We start from the raw sequence: 25,959 nt of genomic DNA, 5'->3' as shown, positions 1-25,959 counted from the left end.
CGCGACATATTTCCGGAACACCTTGTCGTAATGTTTCTTCTCCTTCTCCATCCACTCGTCCTCCTCCGGTTGCTTTCGTTAGCTGTATTCTATCACTTTGATGTGTCTACTTTTTATACTAACTTCAAATTCCAGGCAGGGTTGGAACTATTCCGAAGAAGTTTGGTAGAATTCCCCGATAAGTTGGTAGAATCGGCAGCCCTCCCTTCCTCTGGATACCTCTGAAATTATTCCTCGACCAAAAAAAGCTCAGGACTAATTGTCCTGAACCTTTTCCTACTGTGCTTATGACACATATCCACCGCTTATCAATCCGCCTGGAACAAGTCTCTCGTGTAGACTTTTTGTGCCACGTCCTTCAAGTCTTCTGACAGACGGTTGGCGACGATGACGTGCGACAGCTCTTTAAACTCGTCGAGGTTGTGCAATACTTTGGAACCGTAAAACTCTTCGTCTTTCAGCGCCGGCTCGTATACCACGACGTCCACACCTTTCGCTTTGATACGTTTCATGACGCCCTGGATGGCAGACTGGCGGAAGTTGTCGGAGTCCTGCTTCATCGTCAGACGGTAAATGCCGACGACGTCGGGCTTGCGTTTCAGGATCATCTCCGCCACGTGATCTTTCCTCGTACGGTTCGCTTCGACAATCGCTCCGATAATATTGTTCGGTACGTCTTCGTAGTTCGCCAGCAGCTGCTTCGTGTCTTTCGGGAGACAGTAGCCGCCGTAGCCGAACGACGGGTTATTGTAGTGGCTGCCGATCCGTGGATCGAGGCCGATGCCCTCTATAATCTGCTTGGCATCGAGTCCGCGCACTTCTGCATAGGAGTCAAGCTCGTTAAAGAAAGCGACGCGCATAGCGAGGTATGTATTCGCAAACAGCTTGATCGCTTCCGCTTCCGAGGCATTTGTAAACAGTACATCAATGTTTTCCTTGAGCGCTCCCTGCTGAAGCAGCTCCGCAAAAACGCGCGCCCGCTCCGACTGCTCTCCGACGATAATGCGTGACGGATAAAGGTTGTCGTGCAGCGCTTTTCCTTCCCGCAGAAATTCCGGGGAAAAGAGAATGTTTTCCGTTCCGAATTTTTCCTTTAATTCTTCCGTATATCCGACGGGAATCGTTGATTTAATAATCATCACCGCTTCCGGATTCACATCCAGCACCTGCTGGATCACCGCTTCTACAGAGCTTGTATCAAAGTAATTTGTTTTTGGATCATAATTTGTCGGGGTCGATATCACGACGTAGTCCGCTTCTCCGTAAGCTTTCTCTACATCAGTCGTTGCGGTTAAATGCAGCTTCTTTACAGCCAGGTATTCCTCCAGCTCCGGATCAACAATCGGGGACATCCCTTTATTGATCAGATCGACTTTTTCCTGATCAATATCAAGCGCCGTCACGTCGTTATGCTGGGCGAGGAGCACCGCATTCGACAGGCCGACATAGCCTGTTCCTGCAATCGTAATTTTCATCATCTCGTCCTTTCTTTTACCATATTATCTCGACTATATCACTTTCAGTAAAAGAAATACAGGCAGTGATTGTCCGTTTTATTCCGCCTTTTTCAGCGAACTACTTTAATGCTCGAGTTACAAAGCATTTATTCTGTCTTTTTTTGATACCAGTCTTGATGAGCCAGTATAATGGCACAGGGGATCAGCTCGATAGACAGATGCCTGGCTGCCGCCAGCCGGTGTCGGCCGTCTACAAATAAGTATTCTCCGGCACTGCTTACTGCTATTCTGATCTCGTCCCACGGCCTTAAAGTCCCGAGATTTTTTTGGCTTTTATATCCTTCACGGCGGATAGTTTCCAGCAGCTTATCATCTTCTTCCAGCCGAATGTTCCAGGCTTCGATCGAACTGCATCCGAATTTTCTTTCCCCGCCGGTAATTTGACGGACTACCCTTTTATAAAAATCCGTTTCTTTCCATGGGAGATCTTTTACATAGTGGTCGTAAAAAGCAGAAAAATAATCCATTGTATTCAGCTCAAACGTTTCCCGGTCCCACGTTCCACCCAGAATAACGCCGAGTCTGTTTTGGCGTTTGAGCCGCTCAATTACTTCTCCATGGACTTCTTTTGTTAATTCCCAGGGTGAAAGCCACACCACAGCCTGAGGAAAAGGCATTTGTTTTTCCCCGGAAAGCCTTCCCGATACCTGCCTGCCTGTCCATCGCAGCAGATTCATCAGTGATTTCCCTTTTGCTGCGGCCCTTTTCAAAGAACTCATGTCCGTTCTCTCCTTTTACTCTTTATCCACCCTTTCATTCAGCGGGTGGTCAGTAAAACTGCTTACTGCACATGATCCAGAACAATGGCTGCCCTGCTTTCCCATGAGTAAAGCTCCTGAAACTCCTGCATTGCCTGTGCTGCCAGACGTCTGCGGAGAGTAGGCTCCTCTCTTAACAAACGTATACTTTCCACCCAGTCATCGATCTTTTCCGGAGAACAGAGAAGGCTGTTCTTCCGGTGGACGAGTACTTCTCTTGTCATCGGAAGATCAGAGGAAACAATCGCCCTGCCATAGGACATATACTCAATAACTTTCAATGGAGAAGGCCATTTGTCGATTGTTCCGTGCTTCGTTTTGATTCGCTGGTCCTGATAAGGAGCAAGCATCACATCAAACTTTTTATAATACCCGGGAAGCTCTCCCTGGCTGACAAAACCATGATAGATAATATTCAAATCCCGGGTCTGGTCTTTCCAGTATTGAATATCTTCTTCTCTGCCTCCGACAATGTGGAATTCATAGCCGCTGTCCAGACGCTCCGCCAGCTTATGGATAATTTCCATACCCTTTCCTTTATACAAATGTCCGACATAGCCGATTTTCAGCTTTTCTCCGTCGTTCTCTCCTGCAGAAGCCTTTTCTTCCAAGGGACGTTTGTCGGCTCCGTTGTGTACAACCTGTACTTTTGATTCTTCCAGATCGGGGTAAATCTGCAGATATTCCCTTTTCAGCGCTTGTGCTGTAACGATCAGCTTTACGAAATTGGGACTGGAAAACATCCTCCCCTCCAGATACCGGTGTATTTTATTTCCAGGAAGAACATGCGATTCATATGCGAAGGGTACCCCAAGAGAACGGATATGGTACAAACTGTATTTGTCCCGGCCATAAAATAAATCCGGCAGATCCCTTCCCGCAGCTTTCTTTACTTTGGAACCGTACACCCACCCGCCGACAAAGCGCATCTGCGGCCAATCGATTTTATGAAGAGTAAATATTTTCTCTACGGAATAGTAGTCGTATTCATAGGAAACTCCCTCCTCCCGATTGTTTCTGGCAAAAAGCGTAACTTCATGACTCTGCCTGGCTAAAGCCTGGCACATTTTCATCACCTGCACGCTGTTGGCATCACGGGAAGGAACCTTTGAAGCCGACACATAGTAAATTTTCATGAGGTGTCTCCTTTCTCATTTCCCAGCTTATCCATCATTATCAGGGCAAGCACGCTCGGAACAACAAGTATCTGAGCGTTGGCGAGGTCTGTACTGAACATGAGGGATATTAGAGCAAACAAAACATACATCGAATAATGATTTTTGAAGCTGAGAGTAGTCAAAGGCTGCAAAGCTATAATGAAAAGGAGCAGACCGACAATCCCCATTTCTGCCAGCAGTTCCAGTATTAAATTGTGCGGGTAGTCATGCAGGGCCACCTCCGCGTACTGCCCGACTCCAATCCCGAAAATCGGATTCGCGCCGAATGCATTTAAAGCTGTTTCATACAAATACATTCTTCCCGTTACATTGCCATGTTCCGCGAAACTGGTACTCCCTCTCGCAAAAAATTCTGCCAAAAAGTAATCAAAGAGGAAGTACAGCAGCGGGATCAGCAGCACCACCGATATGGGCATTAAAAACCGCCACTGCCGGCTTTTCAGCTGCCCGGAAAAAAAGTACACGAATAAAACAATTGCCGCTGCTACGAGAGGACCTCTGGATCCTGTCATGATGATACCTGTAATAAAAACAGCTATACATAAAATTCTGAGCCACTTTATATTGATAATTCCGACCGCCGCAATCATTCCCAGCCCCATGTTTCTTGCAAGACCGAGCGGATTCGTATCCATGACAGTTACCCGCACTGCCGCGATCTGCATCCCTTCATAAATGATCATCAGGGCCTGAATTAATCCGAAAATGAACAGCGGAATTTCTATCTGTCCTATGACTTCCCTGCTTCCTTTGAATGCATAATAAATCAGCAGAATAACGATGGTGGAGAAGGAGTAAGCAGTAAACAAGAAGGTTTTAAATACCCCGTATTCTCCAAAGCTCAGTTCCGTCCCTCCCCACAGGAGCCTTCCCCACATGTAAGCTGTGAAAAGAAGCCATGGGAGCATGGCGATGATGCCCTTCTGAAACTTTGCTTTATTGATAAGCGATTTCTTCAGAAACACACCTGCAATAAATGCGGCAATGGCCATATACAAAGCCGCTACCCAAATAAGAAAGTACCCACCTTCGCCAATTCCGACGATCTGCAGAATTTCCCCGAAAATATTCATTCCATTAAGGGAGATAGCAATCAGCACAATCACCGGACTCCAGATAAACAACACCGTGACAATAACCAGAAAAACAAAACTCAACGTGAAACCTCCTCCCTCAGGCTATTTCACCATCCATTCATAAAAACGATACACCTTGAATTTCCGAGTGATTTTTTCGAGTGCCCACTGTCCATTCCATCCAATAAAAAAGTCAGCATTCAGTTTAATGAAGACAGCAGTTATCGTCAGAAAAGCAGATGCCGTCAGAAGGAGAATCCACATATAATGCATGTTGATATCCCTCATAAAATATACGAGATAATAAAGCGGAACTGCCGCAGCCGCTGTTAAATATAAAGCTGGTCTTAAAGAGCCGAGCACCTCTGCTTTCTTTATAGGGATTAACTTCATACTGAGCCGCATCATCATCAGAAAATTTATTACAAACGCCAGTAGAATCCCGGTGGCAATGCCTGGCAGTCCGAATACAGCACCGCTTCCTCCCAGTACAAAAACGAGAACAGCAAACACCCCTTGTCTGGCAGCTTTCTGGTATACAGCCCCCTTTGCATTAGCGAGCGATTCACAGACTTTGTATCCTGAGCGGAAAACCATTCCAACAGCCAGAATCTGCAGGATCACTATCGTATTTTCCCATCCGGGGCCAAGAACCGCGCGGATAAGCTCCGGTGCTGTTAAATAAATCAGCAGACTCCCGGGAAGCGAAATCAAAAAGATAAAAGAAAGACTTTTAATAAAGGCATCACTCAGCTTCTGCGGCTTCCCCTGCAGTCTTGACATGACAGGAAAAAGCACCTTCTCAAAAATCTGGTTGATGATGGTTACCGGAACGGACATCAGCTGGTAGGCCCTCGTATAATACCCAAGAGCACTTTCTCCGAGAAGACGGGCGATGATCATTTTATCGCCGTTATCCGCAAAATAATCGATAAATTTGCCGAGTGTGAAACCACTGCCAAAATAAAAAATATCTTTAAAAGAGTTATAGTGAATCTTCAGCTTCACCTTATGAGGACGGACGATAATGGTCAGCACGGATTTCAAGGCGCTTTTCGTAATTTCTGCAATGATAATCGACCAGAAACCAAACCCGAGAAAGCCGAGCGTAATACCAACAAGCATAAAACCGACCACATACGATACAGCCTGGATATAGGTCGTCTGCTTGAACTTTAATTCTCTCTGCAGCAGGGCATCCGACACTTTCGAAAAGCTCATGACGATAAAGACGATCGAAACGGTTCGGGCTGCTTCGGTAAACCCTTCCCCTGCATCCAGCAGCATGCCGATCCACGGAGTGAGAAAGTAAACAGCTGTGTAAATAGAAGTGCCGAGCAGAAGAGAAACGGTAAATGCCGTATACAAATGATTGTCATGAATACGCGGCAGGTTGATTAAAGAAGGAACAATACCCGCTTTCATAAACATATCCGCAAAGGCAATGATCAGCCCCACGCTTGCTACCAGCCCAAACTCCTGAGGGGTAAGCAGCCTGGCCATTACCACTAAAAACAGAAGCTGGGAAATAGTTTTGAATCCTGTTCCCGACAGCACCCACAAAAACCCGTCTATTGTACGATTTGTCAGCCCTTTATCAGCCATATCATTCTCCAAGTTTTCTCATTTTTAATTTCCTGCAGCTTCTTCCCATTTATTGATCGTTTCAGGCACGCTGAACTTTTTTACATCTTTTTTCGCCTGCCCGGCCATGGCTTCCATTTGTTCTGGATCACCCAGAGCCTCCATCAGCTGTTCGGTCAGCTCTTTTTCATCCCCCACACGGAAAAGTCTTCCGTTCTTTTTATGTTCAATCAGTTCTGCAGACCCCGCACAACTGGAAGAAACAACAGGAATGCCGAGCATCATGCTTTCCAGAAGCGCATTGGAAAACCCTTCATAATCCGAGGAAAGGACAAACAGTTCCGCTTCCGCCAGCTCTTTATGCACGCCCTGCACCCACCCCTTCAAAAACACTTTCTGTTCAAGATTCAGCGAGCGGATAAGAGCTTCCAGGTGCGGCCTCTCCTTTCCTTCTCCGTATATTTCCAGCACGTATTCCGGAAAATACTTCTCCACTTCGGCGAATGCCCGGATAAGCAGCTCCTGGTTTTTCTGCTTCCAGAGCTTCCCGATGTTCACAATTTTTTTCTTTTTCGCGGGAAGATCCATCGATATTTCCTGGACAGGATTATTAATAATGACGCTTTTTCTGCGGACGGGCCGGTAAAAGCAGGACTGCGCCCACTCTGTCTGAAAGACGACCCGCCGGCTGAACGGGTACAATAGATGCGTCAGCAGCCTGACAGCCGGTCCTCTTCCATCTCTTTTCGGGTCGTTTCTTTCTGAAACAATAATCTTATTTCTCTGAAAGAAAAGAGCGAAAAGCACAATTACATTGATTTTTGCCGAAAAAGAAATGATTCTATCCGGCTGATTTTCCCGGTGATACTTCCTGAGGTGCTTAATCCATAACGGCACTCGTCGGATGTAGGGTTTTTCCGGAAACGTAAAATCAATGACACGGATATTTTCGTGCAGATTATATTCCACTAAATTATTCAGCAGCATGATAACGTCGACCTCGCGCCCTTCGGATGCAAAGTGATTCGCCAGGTTAGCCGTGACTCTCTCAGACCCTCCCTGCCCCATGGCACCGAGAATAAAAACGAGTTTATTTCCTTTCACCTGCTCCCCCCCTTCCGTATTAAGATATTTTTTAAGCTTTTCTTCCACAAACGAGCTCTCTCCTCATGCTGCAGGCCACGCTTCACATTCGAACACATAAAATAGATATTTTTTCCATAAATATTGTATTCGACGGAAAACAAATATTTCCCTTTCTCTCCTGTTATAATTTCCATTAAAACGAACATGTCTTTTGTATAAACTTTCTTTAGGATATATAAAAAATTACCAATTCCCCGTGCATCATCATAAGCTCTGTAAACGATCGAAAAAAATACCACCCCCTTTCTGAACAGGCAGTGTAAGAAACAGCGCATATGCCCGAATGCTGTATAACGAACAAAATGAACTCACTAATGTTCACACTCAGCTTATATTCAGCTGGTGAATGATGTTCTTTTTTGCGCTCTTTAAATCTTTGTTTTCCAGTTCAATCACTTTCACCCCTTCCTCTTTGAAAAACGATAAAAGTTCTGATGTGAATTCATCCATCAAGTTAATGTTGTTTCTTAATTCATCGTCCGTATACAACCGAAAGCTCGTTGGCAGTCCATGGCTGCGGTTATTCATTCGTTCAATCGTTTCTTCTGTGCCGCTCTTTATATTCACGACCGCTTCCGGTAACTCAATAGTCGAAAAAAATCTTTTTAAATCGACACTAATATTATTTCTTTCCACATACATATAGATGTTTAGTGCTCTATGGGCAAACCCTTCATCCATTATTACAAGCTGATCGCTGGTGCTGTTTTTTCTAATTAATCTCCATCTGTAGATATCGGTCAAAAAATATTTCAAAATATTTTCCCGTCGCTTCGGATGGGGATTGTTTAAAATAGACTGTAATACATGGCTGTACACTCTGCTGTTATGAATAATGTACTTGGAAATTTCTTCACTGAATAAATAAGAAGGAATGTAATCACCTTTTAACGGTTTAATAGATAAAAACCTTAAATATTCAATTTTTCGCTGCTTTTTTAATTTCTTTTTCAAAGCTTTTTTATAAAGATCAAAAAAAAGATCTGCTTCCTGCGTTTTTCGTAACTCCTCATGTACTGCGTTGCACAGCGTTGTTTTACCAGACCCCGGCACCCCCATAAACTCGATCCTTCTCAGCATCTTTTCCAGCCCCTTTTATGCCTATTGTTAATCCAATCTGCGCCCCTCCGTTCATTTATCAATTATGTGCACTTCCACTTTCTCCGTGCTGACCGCTGGAAAGCTCTCCAAACTTTCTGTTTATCTGTTTTACAATGGATTCTCCGTTTGATACGTCTATATTTTTATCCACCCAGTTTTCAGAAACTGCCTGGATTGTTACCGGGATCACGTCCACACCGGCTATTTCTGCAAGAATGTAGCGGTGGTGCCCATCGTGGGATTTCAAAAGCTTGCCGTCTTTATCAAGAACACAGCCTATTCCAGCATCTGCTGTTTCTCCCAGCTGCTGCTGTGAAAGAACTCCACTGGACCGGATACTTTCATATAATACATGCAGCTGGTTAAAATATTTATCAATATCTTCAGGAGACGACATTCCCCCTCGGCTCTCTCCATGTTTATTCATTCGTTCCAGATGATGTCGGTATTCTTCTGTTTCCTCTGCTGGTTGCTGATGAAGAAACATATTTTCCATCGATTGATATCTGTAGCTGGTCTGCGGGTGCTCATATTTATACGTTTTGATCGGCACTTGATTTTTATCCCAATCCCCCTGCAGAACAAAATGCTTTTCATAATCCTGGTGTTCCCTCATACCTACATAGCCTTCGATTTTCTCCGTTTTCACAAGTATATCTTTATTTTCCAGATCACTTTGCAGCCAGTGAAGATAGCTTACTTTCTTCCTATGATCAGCAGCTAAGCCACTTAAGATTTTAAATCTATACTTTAACCAATGAGATTTAATGATTAAATATGGTTTTCTAAGGAACTGTTTAACGCTGAGCCTGTATTCTTTTATACGCATCGAACCCCCCTCTTCCGTTTTGAATATAAAATCATTACTCATAACTTGGAACCAGGTTCTTAATAAAGAACCAAATTTGCAAAAAAAATACAATGATCATATTAAAAATAGCTCGACCCCAGGAATTAAACTACTTTCCATCTATCATGTGATCGTTTACACCATGTTAATTCATAATAACGAACAAGTCAATCTAATTCCAGAAATATTCAATAAATAACATTATTTTTCAATATGAAGCTTTTATATAATTAAAAATCCCTCCAAAGATATTTACTTTAGAGGGATTGCAGAGTGTTGATTAAGTCTTGACTGCAGAATAATGATTCCAGCGTATAGCTTTCTCCTGCACTCCCCAGCGGAAGCTTGCCGTGGGGCTCGTCGTCAGCTATTTTCCAGCCCTTCGGCCGTGTAGGATCTTCCGACTTCGCTCAATCCCACCGGCGTCCCCGCCGGACGTTCCGGAGGAAAAAGCATCTCCTTAATGAAAGAAAGGGCGGAATCAACACATTTTTTAGAAGAGGAAACTTCTTTTTATTTTTCTGCTGGAGCTGCAGCATGCTCCTGGGCGATAGAGGACGAGCTGAAGATCCATTTCTTCCGAGCATTGGGAGGAAGAAATTAGCTGAAGCCGGCCCGCCCGGAAAGCGGCCTGTGGAGGCGAAAACAGAAAATCGTCTACGTATGAATAAAAAACACCTTAGAAACAACCTGAAATCCCTCTAAAGATATTTACTTTAGAGGGATTACATAGAAAGTTTCTTTAGTTTAAGCTGCTTTTTCTACATTTACCGAAAATAAGCATCAATGCCTTCAAACAGTGCTTCCGCAGATTTTTCGCGGAATTCGTCCGTTTTCATGTATTCTGCTTCCTGATCGTTTGTTTTAAACGCAAGCTCTGCGAGCGCACTCGGCATGTTTGTTTCCCGCACGACGTAGAAGTTGCCTTCTTTAATACCGCGGTCAACAGTGTCGAGGTTTTCGATAACTTTGTCCTGCAGTTCGCCGGCGAGGTTGGCACTTGCTCCCGCGCTGTTATTTCTGTTGTAGAACGTTTCTGATCCGCTGGCCTGCTCGACGCCGGCAGCGTTTGTATGGATGCTGACGAAGATGTCGGCACCGACACTGTTCGCTCGCGATACCCGGTCACTGAGCGACGGATACCAATCGGAGCGTCTCGTCATAATCACGTTCGCCCCGGCTTTACGGAGTTCCTCCTCAAGTCGGAGACCGACGTCCAGTACGACTTCTTTTTCCTGAAGCCCGTTCGCAATCGCTCCCGGATCGCGTCCGCCGTGTCCCGGGTCAACAGCGATTGTTTTTCCGTAAAGTGAACTCTCATAGTCGTAGTAATCGACCATCAAGTAGCTCTGGGAAACAAATCCTTCATATTCCGCTGTGCGGATTTCCGCCCAGTTACCGGTGCGGTCGAGTACTTCCACTTCGTCACCCCTGTTCAGCGAGCCGATCGGTGACTGGCTTGTGGAAGCATCCGGACGGACGTTCAGCGTCGCGTTGTTGACGACTTCCCCGTAGCCGATCGCGTCGACCTCAGGCTCTTCCACTTCTTCTTCCGGTTCTGAAGCTTCTCCGTCTACCCGGAATTCCGGATAAAGGGAACGCGCCAGCATTTTCGCAAAATCAAGGCGGGTGATCGAATAGTCCGGACGGTAAATGTTACCGACCTGATTATCGATAATGCCGCTTCCCGTCAGGCTTAATATGTGGGAATAAAAATGATGATCTTCAATATCGTCAAATTTTATGTAGTCATTCCCTTGAAAACGAAAGTGTCTTGAGAGAGCCGCCGCTGCTTCTCCCCGGAGAAAAGGGCTTCCCGGTTTATACGTGCCGTCCTGGTAACCGGTAATGATCCCCCGGTCCACGACCGCGTGAATGTGGCCGGCCGCATAGAAATCTCTATCCACATCCGGGAACGACGTCCACGTGTTATCTGTAGAGAACCCAAGCGCCCTCGTCAGCATCACCGCTCCTTCTGCGCGCGTCACGTGATGATCCGGACGGAATCTCCCGTCGTCATACGGTGTTACAATGCCGTCTTCATACAGTTTTTCTACTTCTTCCGAGTCTACGTCAGGAAAAGAACTTCCCGCAGAAACAGGGGCAGCCAGTGATGTCACCAGCATAACTACAATGAGTACACTAACCAACAGTCGGTTTCCAATCATTCCTTCCACTCCTTCTATGTAAGTAAACAATTTGCTTGTGATACTGTACCATACAAACTTTTCATTTATTATGGGACTATTTGCACAATTGACATCTGGTATAAGCAGGCAAACAGCTCCGGCTGACGAAACAACGCCTGCACAGAGCGTTATTTATAGTGAATGAAAGGAAAGAAAAGTCCTCATTCCAAAATTATGAAAAAATATGTAAATTCCACTTTGGTGTGTAACTTCTTTTGAAATCGGGTATTAAAGTCGTTTTCCTATCCTATCAAACGACGAGAAAATCGCCAGCAGGGAAGCGTTCTGTTTTGGTTTCTCCAAATTTAACAACGCCGCCGCAGCACCTCGTCCCGCGGCGGCGTTATCTTACCTATCCTTAATAAATGTCCTCACTGGATGTTTCCGTCGTTTCCACGAGCTTGACGAGTTTCAACCCGGTGCTCGTATCTCTGACTTCATACTGCGAATCGAAGGATTTGATTTTGGCGGAATCGTAATCGTAGTAGATGCTGTAGGTTTCCGCTGTGTTTACGATGATTGTGCCGTCGTCCTCCTGTTCAAAGCTGCGGATATCAATATCATCAATCGACTGCGTAATATTTCTTTCGCGCAGACTGTCCATATAATCAAACGCTTCTTTTTTATACTCCCCGGCCTCCGGATGAATCAGGCTCTCTAAGTAATACGTGTCCCCGGTATTAACTGCGTACACATTTTCCTCAAGAAATTCTTCAAAGAAATAGTGCAGGTTTTCATTCAGAAATCCTTCCTCTATGTCTTTCTGAATTTCCGCCACTTCTTTCTGCAGTGTCTCCGGGCTTTTGATTTCTATCGTCCTGCCGTCTCCGCTTACGTTATCCGTAAAGTAATAATTTTCTATCGAGTGCAATTCCCATTCACTTTTTCCTTCATTATAAGTAAACGTGTAATTCCTCGGGAACGTTTCTTCGTGCATTTCAAACGTTTCATTATAATAATCGTGCCGTATTTCGTCCACATCGAGCATTAAATACCAGCTGCCGTTTTCTTCGTAGAGCCACTGGGTTTCCGGGTAGACTTCGACAGAACCTAACAGGTCGTACCCGGAATGATAACTGTCGTCCCCGTAACCCTCCACTTCCGTCTTCAAATTTTTCAAGGCGTCTTCTACTGCTTCTTCCTCTGCTTTTACGTGAAACGTAAAGTAAGTGTCTCCCCCGACTTCCGCCGGTTCGGAAAATACAGACCCAAAAGGAGCTTCCCCCTCCACGTGGAGTTCATCACTGCTGTCGAGAAGCACCGGTCCAAACTCCAAGCCGTTTTTAGAAACTTCCTCCCCGGTATTCTCCCCGTTATAATAAAGCTCCAGATTGTCGACACCGCTCGTTAAGTGGAAATATTCCATATGAAAATCCATCGTGAACTGGTCATTGTCCGACAGCAGTGCCATGTCATTATTCAGGGAAGCTTCCCCGTGGTCGAAGTCGAGCGTACCGGTAACGTCATAACTGCCGGCAGGAAAATCCCCGAGCCAGTACGTCCCGTCTCTCTGCTGCGTCGCTTCCACTTCTTCCCCGTCCACCTGGAAAGCCACGTCTTCGTAATTACTGGAAACAAGCAGCGGGTATTCTTCCACATAAAAAGCGAACGAATCATACAGAAGAAACTGCTTACCGCTGTTTTCCAGCGACAGAAACTGAAGATTCACCGGCGGTTCATAATACCCCGGTACGCCTGCCGCACTCGTACTTTCAAAAAACTGCAGATGATCCTGAATGAAGTCGCTGAAATCGCTGCGGATATAAGAATCTTCATTTAAGTAAGCGATCAACCCTTCGATGTATTCTGTACTTACGTTTGTATCATTTCCTTTTACGGCTACATACCGTTTCACTTCCTGGACATTTCCTTCAGCCACAGCCGCCTGGAAGTTTTCAATCATTCGGTCGGATGAGGTATAGTTATCGAGCATAAAATGGGCCGCTGCACCTATAAGTACGAGCCCGCCAACGGAATAAAACAACTTATTGCGATGTTTCGAAGGCGTTCCACCAGAAGATTCCGTGTCATGACGCTGCGGGCACTGAAGACATTTTCCGCTTGCCGAATCCAATTCCGTCCCACATTTCGTACAATAACCCATTAAAAGCACCTCATTATTTTCATTTTGTTACTTTTATCATACACAAATATATTGGTAAATTGTATATTTTTCTTTCTTATACTAAATTTAGTAAATTGTTGTTGTGTCCATCGTACTTGTTCTGCATAATGAATATAAAAGAAAGAGGGGTGCATCATGAGCCATCAATATTGTGGGAAATGCGGGGCAGAGGGACTGGATACGGATCTGTTTTGTGCCGCGTGCGGCGCTTCCATGCAGAGAGCGGCTGTAGGCGAGCAGGAATCCGTCCCTGTCGTGAAAGGAATTGTGCAGCAGGCTTCTGCGCACGTGAACGGCATGGTCGGGGAAAAAGGCACGCTCGATTTAAAACTGAAAGACGTTTTTTCTTCCGTCTTTGAAAAACATACGAAAGAAGAAGCCGATTTACTGTTTATTTCCGGAACGGCTGTTACGACACCGGATGAAAGGGACATTCAGACGTCGTGGCCGAAGCCGTGGTTATTTTCAAGAATTTTTCTGGCGCTTGCTTCGGTATACGTTCTCCTCTACATTACCGCAACAGCTTTTGAAAGCACGCTGGTCATCCCGGGCCTCCTCGTGATGGGCTCGTTCGCCGTGCCGTTTTCTTTACTGATCTTTTTCTGGGAAACGAACGCCCCGCGAAATATCAGCATTTTTGAAGTCGTCAAAATGTTTTTTGTCGGCGGGGTCGCTTCGATTGCCGCGACGCTGTTTATTTTCTCCATGGTGCCGGTGTACGAACTGAACGTGCAGGGAGCGATTACGGTAGGGATCATCGAAGAAGTCGGTAAGCTCCTGATTGCTATTTATTTCATTAAACAGCTCCAAGTAAAATATATACTTAACGGCCTGCTGATCGGGGCGGCGATCGGCGCAGGATTCGCTGCGTTTGAATCGGCAGGCTACGCCTTTCACCAGGGGGCTCTTTTCGGAGACGAAGCGATGCTTGCCAACATCGTCGACCGCGCCTGGATGTCGTTAGGAAGCCACGTCACCTGGGCCGCGATTGCCGCCGGTGCGCTTGTGTACGTCAAAAAACAGGCCGAGCTGTCTTTTGATCACCTAAAAGATGTACGGTTTTTAAAGCTCTTTGCTGTCCCGATTGTTTTACACGCCGCCTGGAACAGTCCCTTTTTCATCGAGCAGGAGAATCTGTTCCTTTATCTCGGCCTGATCTTTATCGCCTGGCTGTTTATCTTTTCGCTGATGAACGCCGGATTAAAGCAGATTTCGAATTCGCGTACAGTGGAATAGAGATACTTCGATTCAACAAAGGGATAAATTCAATTGAGAGACGTTATTTCCATAGTCTGTGGCCAGGGCTATCTAGCCAGGCGACCTATAAACACTTTATTTTTCCGTCTTACCCCTTATAAGATTCAGTGTCTTTATTACTTTCATAGATTCGTTCGCTAATACAAAAAGCTTTCCCATCGACGATGTCGATTTATGGGAAAGCTCCAATCATAATATTTTAAACACTTGCACTTAAACCGCTGATAGAGATATTAATATCTGGCACCATCAACTTTAAGTTGACGAATTCCTTTTAAGTTAAGCAAACAAAATCGAACCTGAACAAACGACCACACCTATCAGTGGCTCAAGCCTCCCGCACAATAACCACCGGCTGGAATAGTCTGTTTAATTTCTTCCAAAACCTTTTTTATGAAGAAAACCTTTCATATGTGACCGTTTAATTGATGAGAGCATTCCACTCACCTGGGCGGTCCACCGGTCTTTTCTTTTCCCTCCGGTTCGTGACTCGTAATAAGCAGTAGTCGTATCATTATACTTATTCAGTTGTTCAAAGTGTTTATCATCTGATGGGTAGCTGTCTTCAAAGTAAACACCTTCTTTAGGAAGTCTTGGCTTAATGGAAGGTGCAGCTTCGGGGTACCCTACGCACATTCCAAACAAGGGGAAAACATGCTCGGGCAATTCGAGAAGATCAGCTGTCGCCTGAATATCGTTGCGCAGGCCTCCTATATAACAGATGCCCAGTCCCATAGATTCAGCTGCTACAGCGCAGTTTTGGGCAGCAATCGAAGCATCAGTAATACCGACTACCAACTTTTCCATGGATTCAATTGCTTCCGAGACATCCACGCCCTCCAGTTCCCCGGCTGCTTCATGACGATGAAAATCTGCACAAAACACAAAAAAGTGCCCGTTGTTTGCAACATATGACTGATCACCAGCTATTTTTGCCAGCTTTGCTTTCTTTTCCGGGTCTTTTATTCCAATAATTGAGTATGCCTGAATATAACTCGAGGTTGAAGCCATCTGGGCTGCTTCAACAAGTTGGAAAATTTGTTCGTCTTTCAGCGGTTTTTCTTTAAATTTTCGGATGGAACGATGGTTAAGAAGTATTTCAATAGTTTCGTTCATTAAAACACGTCCTTTTCATTGGCAGCCTGATCTTCAGTTTTCATCTTATTTATCCGCCAGCTATAAAGCGAATAGTTCCGGATTTTTATTTACAGCCATATTTCACTATAACTTTTTGTTCCCTATTGTATATGGTATTTTTAATTAATTACTTCTCGAATCTTTCTTTTTTCAGCTGGGCAGCGATGATATTACGCTGAATCTCAGATGTCCCTTCATAAATTCTTGCAATGCGGGCGTCCCGGTAGTAACGTTCGATAGGGTACTCTTTCATATAGCCTTTTCCTCCAAAAATCTGAACAGCTGTATCTGCAATTCTTCCATACACTTCAGAACCGTACAGCTTCACGACAGAAGCCTCTTTAATAACTTTTTTTCCTTGATCCGCCTGCCACGCGGTGCGGTATGTCAATGCTCTTAAAGCCTCGATTTCTACCGTCATATCAGCCAGTTTATGCTGAATGACCTGCTGATCAAACAGGGGTTTTCCAAACTGCTCTCTAGTAAATACGTAATCGAGACAGTGGTCCAATAATTTTACTGAAGAACCAAGGTTCCTCGCAGCAAGTCCTGCCCGGCCTGTCGAAAGAACCTTCAATGCGTTTACGTACCCTTGATTTTCTTCCCCGAGCAAATTTTCTTCCGGCACTTCGACATTGTCAAAAATCAGTTCTGAAGTGTATGTCCCTCTCATTCCCATTTTGTCATCAATATTTCCAACACGGAATCCCGGCGTGTCCCTTTCTACTATAAAGGAAGAAATGCCTTTAGCTCCTTTTTCGGGATCTGTAACCGCCATGACAGTGTAAACCCCTGCAATGGGACCGTTTGTAATATAGTGTTTCATCCCATTGATGATGTATTTATCACCTTTCTTTTGTGCGGTTGTTTTTAAATTAGTCGCATTGGACCCTGCTTCCGGTTCCGTTAAACAGAAAGCTCCTATCCATTCTCCACTGGCCATTTTAGGAAGATATTTTTTCTTCTGCTGTTCGTTTCCCAGTTCGACAATTCCCGAGGTTCCAATGCCTGTATGGGCAGCAATAAGCGTTGTAAACCCATTATGAGTCTGACCCAGTTCTTCATAGATGGTACACTTGTCAACCATATTAAGCCCATGACCACCGTATTCTTTCGGGATATTTAATCCAAATAAACCTAATTCCTGAGATCTTTTATAAATATAATCTGGTATTTTATCTTCTTTTTCGATCTGCATCGCAGCGCCTTCTACTTCTTCCTGCACAAATTTCCGCACTTCTTTGCGAAATTCCTCAATTTCCGGATTGGAATTAAAATCCATAGTATATCTACTCCTTTGTTTTTCTTTTTTATGCTTTCGGTCCTCCAGCTGCATATAAGATCTGGCCACTGACAAATGAGGCAGCTTCCGTGCTGAAAAACCAGCTCACTTCCGCTATATCCTCCGGTTTACCTGCCCGTCTAACTGGAATGGCGGCAGCTTTATCAGCAATTAATTCCTCAAAAGAGATCCCAAGATTTTTCGCCGCTTCTCTCGTCATATCCGATTCAATAAACCCTGGTGCTACGGCATTGACCGTTATATTAAATTTCCCGAGTTCTATCGCCAGCGTCTTTGTTAATCCCTGAATTCCTGCTTTGGCCGTGGCATAGTTTGCCTGACCTCTATTTCCTAAGGCGGAAGCCGACGAAATATTGATGATCCGCCCCCATTTTTGAGAAACCATGTATTCCTGTGCAGCGTGACAGCAATTGTACGCTCCTTTTAAATGAACTTTTATCACTGCATCCCAATCTTCTTCCTGCATTTTAAAAAACAGATTATCTCTAATTATTCCAGCGTTATTTATCAGCACATCCAGGCTTCCAGATTGATCGAAAATCTGCTCAAAGACTTTTTTCACTTCGTTTGTATCGGTTACGTCTACGGTGAAAATCTCTGCAGGAAGCCCTGCTCTTTGAAATTCGCTCTGTGTATGCTTCAGCTCCTTTTCATTATTATCGAGAAGGTACACCCGGTTATTTTGCTCCACGAATTTTTTTCCAATCGCTTTACCAATACCTTTTGCTCCTCCCGTAACGACGACAGTTTTTTTCTCGCTGCTCATACTACTCTCCCTCCATTCTCTTTTAAAATGGCTTCCTCATCGGCCTCGAAGATTATTCCCATCCACTTTTCACAAGGGAATTTTGAAACGTTAAATAAAAGCTTTTATTATTCATTTTCAGAAATATGGGGCAGTTGATTTAATCTTTCCTGATAATCAGAGATTATTTCCTGAAACAAGGCTTCAACGGATGGGATATTGTCAATAAGGCCTACTCCCTGGCCGGCAGAGATGATTCCGGTATTAATTTCTCCCTTTTCTACGAGCTTTTTGTAGGATTCGCCGTTAATATAAGGCAGCAGTTCTTCTACCGTAGGTTTATTATTAGCTTCCAGCTCAAAAAGTTTGAGTGAATTTTCTGATTTCAATACCCGCATTGGTTTCTTAATGGAAGTTTTAACAAGTACCGTATCTTCTTCGTTCGATGAAACAAATCTTTCTTTAACTTTTTCGTGCAGCGGACTTTCTTTCGTTACAGCAAACCTTGTTCCCATCTGGACAGCTTCTGCCCCTAACGCCAGCGCTGCTAACAGTCCCTTCCCATTTGAAAATCCGCCTGCACCGATCACGGGAATTTGTAGTTCCTCGACTGCTCTTGGAATAAGGGAGAGACTTGTATTGTCGCCGGATCCGGGATGTCCGCCTCCTTCATAACCTAAAATAACTACCGCTTCACAGCCCAATTTTTCGGCTTTTTTAGCAAACTTTAATGATGGAGAAACATGAACAACTTTAATGCCGGCGTTTAAAAGCTGTTCCATGTATGGTTCTGGATTAGCCCCTGATGTGAAGACGATTGGAACCTCTGCTTCTATCGCTCCTTTAACAAAATCATCCATCGGCCGCCGGATACCGATCGCTATGTTCACTCCAAATGGAGCAGTTGTAGCGTTTTTAACACGTTCTATATCTTCCATCATTTCTTTCTTGTTTTCATAACTGCCGGCGGTGATCAGGCCGAGGCCCCCTGCTTCTGAGACCGCTGATACTAACGGACTTTTCCCAAGACCCTGCAAACCGCCCTGGATGATGGGATACTTAATTTGAAACAGCTCGGTAATTTTCGTCGTAATCATCGCTGGGAGGCTTTCCTGGATATTTTAAAACCACCTACACTGTGAGCCACCATATTATTTGACTCGTCGTACGCTTTTGCTTCCAGGGTAATTAAGGAGGACGAGCGGGACAATACCTTTCCTTCAGCATAAACAGCTCCTTCAGAAACAGCCCGGAAATAATGAATCGTCATATCTATCGTGACCAATGGCTGCTTCTCTACACTTCGCCCTGTGATGCCCATTGCCGTATCAAGAAGGCCGGCATACGCTCCCCCGTGCAAGGTTCCTAAAACATTTTCTAATCCTTTACTTACCGGCATTTTCAAAATGCTTTTTCCTTCTTCCAGATGATCCAATTCAAACCCCATCGTCTGCCAAAAAGGACTTTCCGAAAACTTTTCCTGCACTTCCTGCAGTTCTTTGGACAGCTTCATTCCTTCACCTCATTTACTCCATATTAATTTGCACTGTTTGGGACTTCCTTTCCATTAATTGCTCCAACTAAATTTTTAGCTACTAATTCAGAGGACGACTTCGCTGCTTCTTCGGAAATGCCTCCTACATGGGGTGTCATAAGAATATTGTTCAGAGAATAAAATGGGTGGTTATCTCCGGGGGGCTCTTTTCTGAACACATCTACTGCGGCGCCGGCAATTTTATTTTCTTTTAAGGCAGAATACAGCGCTTTTTCATCCACTACTCCGCCTCTGCCAGTATTGACGAGATAACTTGTTTTTTTCATTCGTTCCAGTTTCTCTTTGTTGATTAACGCTTCTGTTTCCTTCGTATGAGGCAGGTGGACGGATACATAGTCGGACGTTTCCAGCAGATTATTCAGGTCTGTTGTCAGCTCTACGTTATATTTAGCTGCTGCCTCCACTTTTTCTTTGTTGACCGACCTGACATAAGCACAAATCTTCATATTAAGCCCGTAGGAACAAATGTGTGCCACCTGCTGAGCAATGTCCCCCCACCCGACTAAACCGAGTTGTTTTCCGTATACTTCCTGCGTGTAGTGGTCATTTCTTGAATCAAAGTTTCCTATTTTCATCTCTCCATGAAAATAAGTGATTTTTTTCGCCACCGATAATATTAACGTCACCGCATGCTCCGCCGTAGCAACTGTATTTACTTTCGGTGCGTGCAGTACTTTAATTCCTTTCTTTGAAGCAAATTCCACGTCGATATTATCCAGCCCCACACCGGCACCGGAAACAGCTTTCACCTGTTCCGCACTTTCTAAAATTTCCTCCGTTAATCTGGCCGGGGCTCTGACAAGCACGCCGTCGACATCCTTGATTAATTTTTTCAAATGAGCAGGGTCGTAATTATCAGTTTTTATGACTTCCGCATGCTGCTGCAGATACTTTTCTCCTACAGGGTGATACATAGGTAATACTTGAAGAATTCTCAATAGATCCTCTCCTTAAGAAAAACTGGTATTTAATAAAGATAAAATCCATATATTATTAACGAATAAATAAAGATCAGTAAGAGAACGAATTTACCGTTCCAGTGCAGAATAACCTTAAAAATATTCACTCTTAAAATGTTGGTGATAATAACATTTACTGGTGTAATGGGAGAAAATAAAGTAGCTATCGCCCATGCACTCATTAAAATAAGAGCAAATATCACTGTACTGATCCCGGCTTCTTCCGCTGCTATACTCGTGGCAAAAATCGTTATCGTTACTATTTGGTGAATGCCGAAAAAAGCCAGAACAGTGGTTGTACTGATTAAAAAAATAATAAATAACAAGATAGACCAGTCGCTAATCTGCAGAGCAAGAATATTGATCGAATCACCGACAGTTGTCTGTGCTGCCATTGCTCCAAAAAAGCCCGCGGACAAAAATAAAATCACTTCGTTTGCGCTGCCGAATATCCGGACGCCTCCGTAGTACTTTGTCTCTTTAAAAAACTCCCCTGTCTGCCCAATATATATACTCCAAATAATTGCTGTAATAACGACAGAAAGTATAATGACAGGAATCATCTCGATGGCAAATAAGCTGCCGAGAAAATATATTGTTAAAAAGAACGTTAAGAAAACAGTACACAGTTCCAGTAAAGGTCTGATTCTGACATTCTTTCCAGCGTCAAAGTTTAAATCGATGTTTTTACTTTCTTTCATAAATACGAGGTTGGCAGTGATTAAATGCAGGATGCCGAGAAATATACCATAGGGAAGATATTCCATTAAGGACATATCAAGCGTCAGCAGAACAAGTAAAAGCGCTGCATAAAAAGGCGACCAGGCAATCGTCGCTGTAAAGCCGCGGGAGTAAGCTTTGCCTAAAAAAGCGACCGGTAGATTTACCCGCTGCAATAAACTGTCGACAATTTTTATAACGGCCAGATTAAGAATTGGTCCCAAAAAGAAAAAAGTAAGGGAAATGGTAAAGTATAATTTTTTTGGGTTCCGCCCGTACGTTTTTATTAAATCTTTTATAAAAATATCGTATTTCCCGATTTGAAGAGGAATGGATAAAACCGGTACCGTCAATATTAATAAAATTAACGGCAGATTCGATGTAAAACTTATGCTCCATTCCCTTAAGGAATCGTCCGGGAGACTTAAGTAAAAACCACTTCCAACCATCAAAAAGCTGATAATCAGCGTTAACCATTTTGTACGAAAGACGAGGAGAAGATATAACAGGAGGGTTAAAACCCCCATGACTTCCACAATATAAGGAAGAGTAATAAATGAATAGAAGAGGAAAATAATTGCCAGAAGCATGATGATGACAATCGTTAATCTATTCATTTACCCTCTTCCTTTCTCTAAATTTGGCTGTTTTCAACGATCGTGGAAATACCCTGCCCCCCGCCAATACATAAAGTGACCAATCCATACCTGGCCTGACGGCGTTCCATTTCATGAAGAATTTTTGTCATTAATACAGCTCCGGTTGCTCCGATCGGGTGTCCCAGAGCAATCGCGCCACCGTTTACATTTAATTTACTTCTGTCGATTCCGAGTTCCTTTACGACAGCCAGTGTCTGGGCAGCAAAGGCTTCATTCAGCTCGATAAGATCTATATCCTCCAGCTGCAGCCCCGCCTGCTTTAACGCCTTGTTTGTCGACTCCACCGGACCTATCCCCATAATTTCCGGAGAAACGCCGGAAGCCGCATATCCAATTATCCGGGCTTTAGGTTTTAATCCGTTTTCTTCTGCAAACTTTTCGTCCGTTATTAAAAGCGCAGAAGCCGCATCGTTTCTGCCGCTGGAGCTTGCCGCCGTTACAGATCCGCCCTTCTTAAAAACAGGCTTTAATGTACTGAGTTTTTCCAGGGGGGTTAACCGCGGATGTTCATCCTGCGAAAAGATGGTGGAAGTTTTTCGTCCCTTTACTTCGTAAGGAACAATTTCTTTTTCAAACCAGCCGTTTTCTATCGCTTTTTTTGCTTTTTCCTGGCTCTCTAAAGCAAATTCATCCTGCTCCTCGCGCGAAATATTATATTGTTCTGCAAGATTTTCGGCTGTCAGTCCCATTGTTAAATTCCCGTATTCCTCAAACGGCTGGGAATTCGGCTGACTTTCGGTGTTCGGATCGAGGATCAGGCTGTTGCCTGCTTTAATGCCAAAACGGGCATCTCTTAAATAATAAGGTGCGGTGCTCATGCTTTCCGCCCCGCCCGCGATGACGACTTGAGAAAGACCTGTTCTAATCTGCATGTCTGCATTATTTACAGCCTGTAGTCCTGATCCGCACTGCCGATGCACAGTATATCCCGGTACTTCTACAGGCAGCCCCGCCCGGAGAAGAGCCAGCCTTGCCAGGTTGGAAGAATCGGCACTCTGCTTCGCCTGTCCTAAAATCACTTCATCAATACTCGTTTGTTCTATCCCTGTGCGTGTCACCAGTTCTTGAATCACTTTACTTCCGAGATGATCCACAAGTTCATTCTGTAAGGCCCCGCCCATTTTTCCTACAGCTGTCCTTACGCTGTCGATAATTACCGGTTGATTCATGTTTATATCCTCCCTTAACGTTTCATTTCTTTCTTCAATTCATTCGCAATAATATTTCTTTGAATTTCAGATGTTCCTTCATAAATCGTCGTAATACGGGCATCCCGGTAGTAGCGTTCAATCGGATACTCTGCCATATAACCTATCCCGCCGTGGATCTGCACAGCCTGATTGGCGATACGATTATATACCTCTGACCCGTAAAGCTTGGCGCTCGCAGCTTCCCGGATTACTTTCTGCCCCTGATCCGTCATCCATGCAACACGGTAAGTCAACGACCGCAGTGCTTCTATTTCCATCGATATATCAGCCAGCTTGTGCTGAATCACCTGCTGTTCAAATATTGTCTTTTCAAACTGCACCCGCTCAAAAGCATATTCCATACAGTGTTCTAATAATTTTTCGCAGGAGCCGAGATTTCTGGCAGCCAGGCCGGCCCTTCCGTTAGCGAGAATTTTCAAGGCGTTAATGTAACCCTGCCCTACTTCCCCGAGGACGTTTTCTTCCGGAACTTCCATATCTTCAAAAAACAACTCAACGGAGTGAGAACCTTTCAGCCCCATTTTCTTTTCAGTGGCACCAACTTTAAAGCCTGGGAAATCTTTTTCCACAATAAAAGAAGTAATTCCTTTTGCTCCTTTTTCAGGGTCGGTCATTGCCATCACGGTGAACACGTGACCGTCCAGGCCATTAGTAATATAATGCTTGGACCCGTTAATAATATATTTCCCGTCTTTTTTTTCAGCACGTGTTTTTAAATTGGCGGCGTTGGATCCGGCTGTCGGTTCCGTCAGAGCAAACGCCCCGATCCATTCTCCTGTCGCCATTTTAGGGAGATATTTCTGCTTCTGCTCTTCTGTCCCGAGCTCCACGATACCGACAGTTCCTATACCTGTATGTGCTCCTACGAGCGTAGTATAGCCGTTGTGCGTCTTACCAAGTTCTTCATAGATAGCACACTTTCCGACCATATCCAGTCCGAGGCCGCCGTACTCTTCCGGGATACTCAGTCCGAAAAGTCCCATCTCTCTCGTCATTTTTTTAATTCGTTCAGGAATTTCATCGTTTTCTTCAATTTCCATCGCTGCCGCTTCCACTTCATCTTTAACAAATTTCCTGACACCTTCTCTCAGCATCTCTATATCTTCAGGCAGATTAAAATCCATAGAATATCTCCTTTAATTTAATTATTTATTCTGAAAGTCAGGCTTTCTTTTTTCTAAAAAAGCTGTAGTGCCTTCCTGCTTGTCTTCTGTACCAAACGCAATAGTCTGTGCGAATTTTTCTATTACCTGGGCCGTTTCTAAATCGACATCACTTCCGCGGTGAACAGCTATTTTAGCAAGATGGACCGCTACCGGGCCTTTCGATGCAATCGTCTCTGCCATTTTATAAGCTTCATCGATCAGCTCTTCTTTCGGTACAGAGGCTGACACAATATCGCAGCGCTCTGCTTCTTCTCCGTCGATAATTTTACCGAGCAGAATCATTTCCAACGCTTTTCCTTTACCAGCAATCCGCGACAGCCTTTGTGTCCCTCCTGCCCCCGGGACGATCGCCAGGTTCAATTCAGGAAGACCTAATTTTGCTTCCTTGGCAGCAATCCGAATGTCACACGCCAAAGCCAGTTCGAATCCGCCACCCAAAGCAAATCCGTTAATAGCTGCAATGGTCGCTTTGCTGCAGTTTTCGATGTTTTTATATGTTTTCTGCATCCCCGGTATAAGAGCTTCCAGCATTTTTCTTTCAGACAGCTGCTTAATGTCGGCCCCGGCGGCAAACGATTTTTCTCCTGCACCGGTAAAAATGATGACGCGGACATTTTCATCCTGTTCAAACTTTACTAGCGCTTCGTCGATCTCATTTAAAACGTCCTTATTAATGGCATTCCTTTGCTCCGGCCGGTTGATTGTTATCCAGGCTGCACGGTTTTCTACCGTTGTAATAATGTTTTTACTCATAGCTGTAAAAACCTTCGCCTGATTTTCTGCCCAGTTTTCCAGCTTTTACGTATTTCAAAAGAATTGGACTCGGCCGGTATTTTTCGCCAAGGGTCTGATACAAGTACTCCATATTTCGCAGCCGGGAGTCCAGTCCGACAAGATCCGCCAGTTCCAGCGGTCCCATCGGATGATTCAGCCCAAGTTTCATCGCCTTATCAACATCTTCCGCAGACGCTACGCCTTCCATGACAATATTCATTGCTTCGTTGCCAATTAAGCAATTCATACGGCTCGTAACAAACCCTGGAAATTCATTCACTTCCACCGTCTGTTTTTTCAACTGCTCGCCGACTCTCTGGACCTTTTCCACCGTTTCTGTAGAAGTGTCCAGTCCTTTGATAATTTCAATCAGCTTCATTTTATGAACAGGGTTGAAAAAATGCATCGCGATTACTTTCTCCGGCCGCGAAGTAGCGGCACCAATTTCGGTCGGACTCATGGTTGAGGTGTTCGTAGCAAGTATCGTATGGGCAGGGCAAACTTCGTCCAGTTCTTTAAATATTTTCACTTTCAGTTCCATCTGCTCAAGCACCGCTTCCACCGCTAAATCTGCTTCAGCTGCGCTTTTTTTTAGGTCCGTTGAATACGTCAGATTATCAAGAGCTATCTTTTTCTCCTCTTCCTGAATAAAACCTTTCTCGACGCTCTTTTGAAAAAGAGAAGTAATATAAGACTCTGCTTTTTCCAGTGCTTCCGGGTTAATGTCATGTAATGACACATTGAACCCATTTAAGGAGGCAGTATAAGCTATTCCTCTGCCCATCACTCCTGATCCGATTACTGCGATGTTTTTCATAGTATTCTCTCCTCGTATAGTATGTTTAAGTCCCTTTGGAACTTATCAATTTCTCTTGCTTTCTTCTCAAGGATACTTTCCTCTTGGACACCTCGAGATATTTCTAGATAATGGTCTTAGGATCATTTGGGA

General features: G+C 44.4%; 22 protein-coding genes. 1 reads left to right on the top strand and 21 read right to left on the bottom strand.

The features are described 5' to 3' along the window. Window positions 1-308: 308 nt before the first annotated feature. From C6Y45_RS14800 to C6Y45_RS14755, 10 genes are all read right to left on the bottom strand, one after another. Window positions 309-1,475: a nucleotide sugar dehydrogenase gene (locus tag C6Y45_RS14800; RefSeq protein WP_107586011.1), complete on the bottom strand. Its 1,167-nt coding sequence runs from the start codon at window positions 1,473-1,475 to the stop codon at window positions 309-311. Between the two features lie 128 nt (window positions 1,476-1,603). Further along, window positions 1,604-2,236, bottom strand: a complete 633-nt coding sequence (locus tag C6Y45_RS14795) for a ParB N-terminal domain-containing protein (protein WP_107586010.1) — start codon at window positions 2,234-2,236, stop codon at window positions 1,604-1,606. 62 nt (window positions 2,237-2,298) lie between these two features. Next, window positions 2,299-3,411, bottom strand: a complete 1,113-nt coding sequence (locus C6Y45_RS14790; RefSeq protein WP_107586009.1) for a glycosyltransferase family 4 protein — start codon at window positions 3,409-3,411, stop codon at window positions 2,299-2,301. Next, a complete protein-coding gene (locus tag C6Y45_RS14785; protein WP_107586008.1) occupies window positions 3,408-4,610 on the bottom strand; it encodes an O-antigen ligase family protein in 1,203 nt (400 codons plus the stop codon). The genes C6Y45_RS14790 and C6Y45_RS14785 overlap by 4 nt, the downstream gene beginning before the upstream one ends. 21 nt (window positions 4,611-4,631) lie before the next feature. Then, on the bottom strand, window positions 4,632-6,134 hold the full coding sequence (locus C6Y45_RS14780; protein ID WP_107586007.1) for a lipopolysaccharide biosynthesis protein: 1,503 nt from the start codon (window positions 6,132-6,134) through the stop codon (window positions 4,632-4,634). A gap of 24 nt (window positions 6,135-6,158) precedes the next feature. Further along, window positions 6,159-7,217 carry a glycosyltransferase gene (locus tag C6Y45_RS14775; protein WP_146159190.1) on the bottom strand — a complete coding sequence of 353 codons (1,059 nt, stop codon included), beginning with the start codon at window positions 7,215-7,217 and terminating at the stop codon, window positions 6,159-6,161. Window positions 7,218-7,583: 366 nt separating this feature from the next. Continuing rightward, on the bottom strand, window positions 7,584-8,339 hold the full coding sequence (locus C6Y45_RS14770; protein ID WP_107586005.1) for a P-loop NTPase family protein: 756 nt from the start codon (window positions 8,337-8,339) through the stop codon (window positions 7,584-7,586). A gap of 58 nt (window positions 8,340-8,397) precedes the next feature. Next, the gene (locus C6Y45_RS14765) at window positions 8,398-9,009 is read right to left on the bottom strand and encodes a hypothetical protein (protein WP_160058430.1); all 612 of its coding nucleotides are present in this window, start codon (window positions 9,007-9,009) and stop codon (window positions 8,398-8,400) included. 968 nt (window positions 9,010-9,977) lie between these two features. After that, window positions 9,978-11,378 carry an N-acetylmuramoyl-L-alanine amidase gene (locus C6Y45_RS14760; protein ID WP_107586003.1) on the bottom strand — a complete coding sequence of 467 codons (1,401 nt, stop codon included), beginning with the start codon at window positions 11,376-11,378 and terminating at the stop codon, window positions 9,978-9,980. A 379-nt stretch (window positions 11,379-11,757) separates the two neighbouring features. Beyond that, window positions 11,758-13,503 carry a TcaA NTF2-like domain-containing protein gene (locus C6Y45_RS14755; protein WP_107586002.1) on the bottom strand — a complete coding sequence of 582 codons (1,746 nt, stop codon included), beginning with the start codon at window positions 13,501-13,503 and terminating at the stop codon, window positions 11,758-11,760. Window positions 13,504-13,659: 156 nt separating this feature from the next. Between C6Y45_RS14755 and C6Y45_RS14750 the strand changes: the two genes are divergently transcribed. Next, on the top strand, window positions 13,660-14,760 hold the full coding sequence (locus C6Y45_RS14750; protein ID WP_107586001.1) for a PrsW family intramembrane metalloprotease: 1,101 nt from the start codon (window positions 13,660-13,662) through the stop codon (window positions 14,758-14,760). 390 nt (window positions 14,761-15,150) lie between these two features. On the opposite strand, the gene nfsA is transcribed toward C6Y45_RS14750, so the two are convergent. The 11 genes from nfsA to C6Y45_RS14695 all read right to left on the bottom strand — a co-directional run bounded on the left by nfsA (window position 15,151) and on the right by C6Y45_RS14695 (window position 25,827). Next, window positions 15,151-15,897, bottom strand: coding sequence for an oxygen-insensitive NADPH nitroreductase (nfsA, locus tag C6Y45_RS14745; RefSeq protein ID WP_107586000.1), 747 nt, complete (start codon window positions 15,895-15,897; stop codon window positions 15,151-15,153). Window positions 15,898-16,045: 148 nt separating this feature from the next. Next, window positions 16,046-17,200, bottom strand: coding sequence for an acyl-CoA dehydrogenase family protein (locus C6Y45_RS14740; protein WP_107585999.1), 1,155 nt, complete (start codon window positions 17,198-17,200; stop codon window positions 16,046-16,048). Window positions 17,201-17,228: 28 nt separating this feature from the next. Then, window positions 17,229-17,987: an SDR family oxidoreductase gene (locus C6Y45_RS14735; RefSeq protein ID WP_107585998.1), complete on the bottom strand. Its 759-nt coding sequence runs from the start codon at window positions 17,985-17,987 to the stop codon at window positions 17,229-17,231. A gap of 107 nt (window positions 17,988-18,094) precedes the next feature. Next, window positions 18,095-19,063, bottom strand: a complete 969-nt coding sequence (locus C6Y45_RS14730; RefSeq protein WP_107585997.1) for an NAD(P)H-dependent flavin oxidoreductase — start codon at window positions 19,061-19,063, stop codon at window positions 18,095-18,097. Next, entirely contained in the window at window positions 19,060-19,479 is a 420-nt protein-coding gene (locus C6Y45_RS14725) for a PaaI family thioesterase (RefSeq protein WP_107585996.1), read from the bottom strand. The genes C6Y45_RS14730 and C6Y45_RS14725 overlap by 4 nt, the downstream gene beginning before the upstream one ends. Before the next feature lie 23 nt (window positions 19,480-19,502). Continuing rightward, window positions 19,503-20,459 (bottom strand): hydroxyacid dehydrogenase, encoded by a 957-nt coding sequence (locus tag C6Y45_RS14720; RefSeq protein WP_245922673.1) that lies wholly within the window; start codon window positions 20,457-20,459, stop codon window positions 19,503-19,505. Between the two features lie 29 nt (window positions 20,460-20,488). Then, window positions 20,489-21,817, bottom strand: a complete 1,329-nt coding sequence (locus C6Y45_RS14715) for a hypothetical protein (protein WP_107585995.1) — start codon at window positions 21,815-21,817, stop codon at window positions 20,489-20,491. Between the two features lie 17 nt (window positions 21,818-21,834). Further along, complete coding sequence (locus C6Y45_RS14710) at window positions 21,835-23,028, bottom strand: thiolase family protein (protein WP_107585994.1); 1,194 nt, start codon at window positions 23,026-23,028, stop codon at window positions 21,835-21,837. A 14-nt stretch (window positions 23,029-23,042) separates the two neighbouring features. Further along, window positions 23,043-24,194, bottom strand: coding sequence for an acyl-CoA dehydrogenase family protein (locus C6Y45_RS14705; RefSeq protein ID WP_107585993.1), 1,152 nt, complete (start codon window positions 24,192-24,194; stop codon window positions 23,043-23,045). A gap of 21 nt (window positions 24,195-24,215) precedes the next feature. Then, window positions 24,216-24,989: an enoyl-CoA hydratase/isomerase family protein gene (locus C6Y45_RS14700; protein WP_107585992.1), complete on the bottom strand. Its 774-nt coding sequence runs from the start codon at window positions 24,987-24,989 to the stop codon at window positions 24,216-24,218. Continuing rightward, window positions 24,982-25,827, bottom strand: a complete 846-nt coding sequence (locus tag C6Y45_RS14695; RefSeq protein WP_107585991.1) for a 3-hydroxyacyl-CoA dehydrogenase family protein — start codon at window positions 25,825-25,827, stop codon at window positions 24,982-24,984. The genes C6Y45_RS14700 and C6Y45_RS14695 overlap by 8 nt, the downstream gene beginning before the upstream one ends. Window positions 25,828-25,959 lie beyond the last annotated feature (132 nt).

Origin of the sequence: Alkalicoccus saliphilus (assembly GCF_003044065.1) — a bacterium.
In the GTDB taxonomy this organism is placed as follows: Bacteria; Bacillota; Bacilli; order Bacillales; family Salisediminibacteriaceae; genus Alkalicoccus; species Alkalicoccus saliphilus.
Note: the sequence above shows the minus strand (reverse complement) of the source record. Positions and strands in the feature narration are given on the sequence as shown.

Coding starts and splice junctions, on each gene's coding strand:
- C6Y45_RS14800 (WP_107586011.1), bottom strand. CDS start 1,475: ATGAAAATTACGATTGCAGGAACAGGCTATGTCGGCCTGTCGAATGCG.
- C6Y45_RS14795 (WP_107586010.1), bottom strand. CDS start 2,236: ATGAGTTCTTTGAAAAGGGCCGCAGCAAAAGGGAAATCACTGATGAAT.
- C6Y45_RS14790 (WP_107586009.1), bottom strand. CDS start 3,411: ATGAAAATTTACTATGTGTCGGCTTCAAAGGTTCCTTCCCGTGATGCC.
- C6Y45_RS14780 (WP_107586007.1), bottom strand. CDS start 6,134: ATGGCTGATAAAGGGCTGACAAATCGTACAATAGACGGGTTTTTGTGG.
- C6Y45_RS14770 (WP_107586005.1), bottom strand. CDS start 8,339: ATGCTGAGAAGGATCGAGTTTATGGGGGTGCCGGGGTCTGGTAAAACA.
- C6Y45_RS14760 (WP_107586003.1), bottom strand. CDS start 11,378: ATGATTGGAAACCGACTGTTGGTTAGTGTACTCATTGTAGTTATGCTG.
- C6Y45_RS14755 (WP_107586002.1), bottom strand. CDS start 13,503: ATGGGTTATTGTACGAAATGTGGGACGGAATTGGATTCGGCAAGCGGA.
- C6Y45_RS14750 (WP_107586001.1), top strand. CDS start 13,660: ATGAGCCATCAATATTGTGGGAAATGCGGGGCAGAGGGACTGGATACG.
- nfsA (WP_107586000.1), bottom strand. CDS start 15,897: ATGAACGAAACTATTGAAATACTTCTTAACCATCGTTCCATCCGAAAA.
- C6Y45_RS14740 (WP_107585999.1), bottom strand. CDS start 17,200: ATGGATTTTAATTCCAATCCGGAAATTGAGGAATTTCGCAAAGAAGTG.
- C6Y45_RS14735 (WP_107585998.1), bottom strand. CDS start 17,987: ATGAGCAGCGAGAAAAAAACTGTCGTCGTTACGGGAGGAGCAAAAGGT.
- C6Y45_RS14730 (WP_107585997.1), bottom strand. CDS start 19,063: ATGATTACGACGAAAATTACCGAGCTGTTTCAAATTAAGTATCCCATC.
- C6Y45_RS14725 (WP_107585996.1), bottom strand. CDS start 19,479: ATGAAGCTGTCCAAAGAACTGCAGGAAGTGCAGGAAAAGTTTTCGGAA.
- C6Y45_RS14715 (WP_107585995.1), bottom strand. CDS start 21,817: ATGAATAGATTAACGATTGTCATCATCATGCTTCTGGCAATTATTTTC.
- C6Y45_RS14710 (WP_107585994.1), bottom strand. CDS start 23,028: ATGAATCAACCGGTAATTATCGACAGCGTAAGGACAGCTGTAGGAAAA.
- C6Y45_RS14705 (WP_107585993.1), bottom strand. CDS start 24,194: ATGGATTTTAATCTGCCTGAAGATATAGAGATGCTGAGAGAAGGTGTC.
- C6Y45_RS14700 (WP_107585992.1), bottom strand. CDS start 24,989: ATGAGTAAAAACATTATTACAACGGTAGAAAACCGTGCAGCCTGGATA.
- C6Y45_RS14695 (WP_107585991.1), bottom strand. CDS start 25,827: ATGAAAAACATCGCAGTAATCGGATCAGGAGTGATGGGCAGAGGAATA.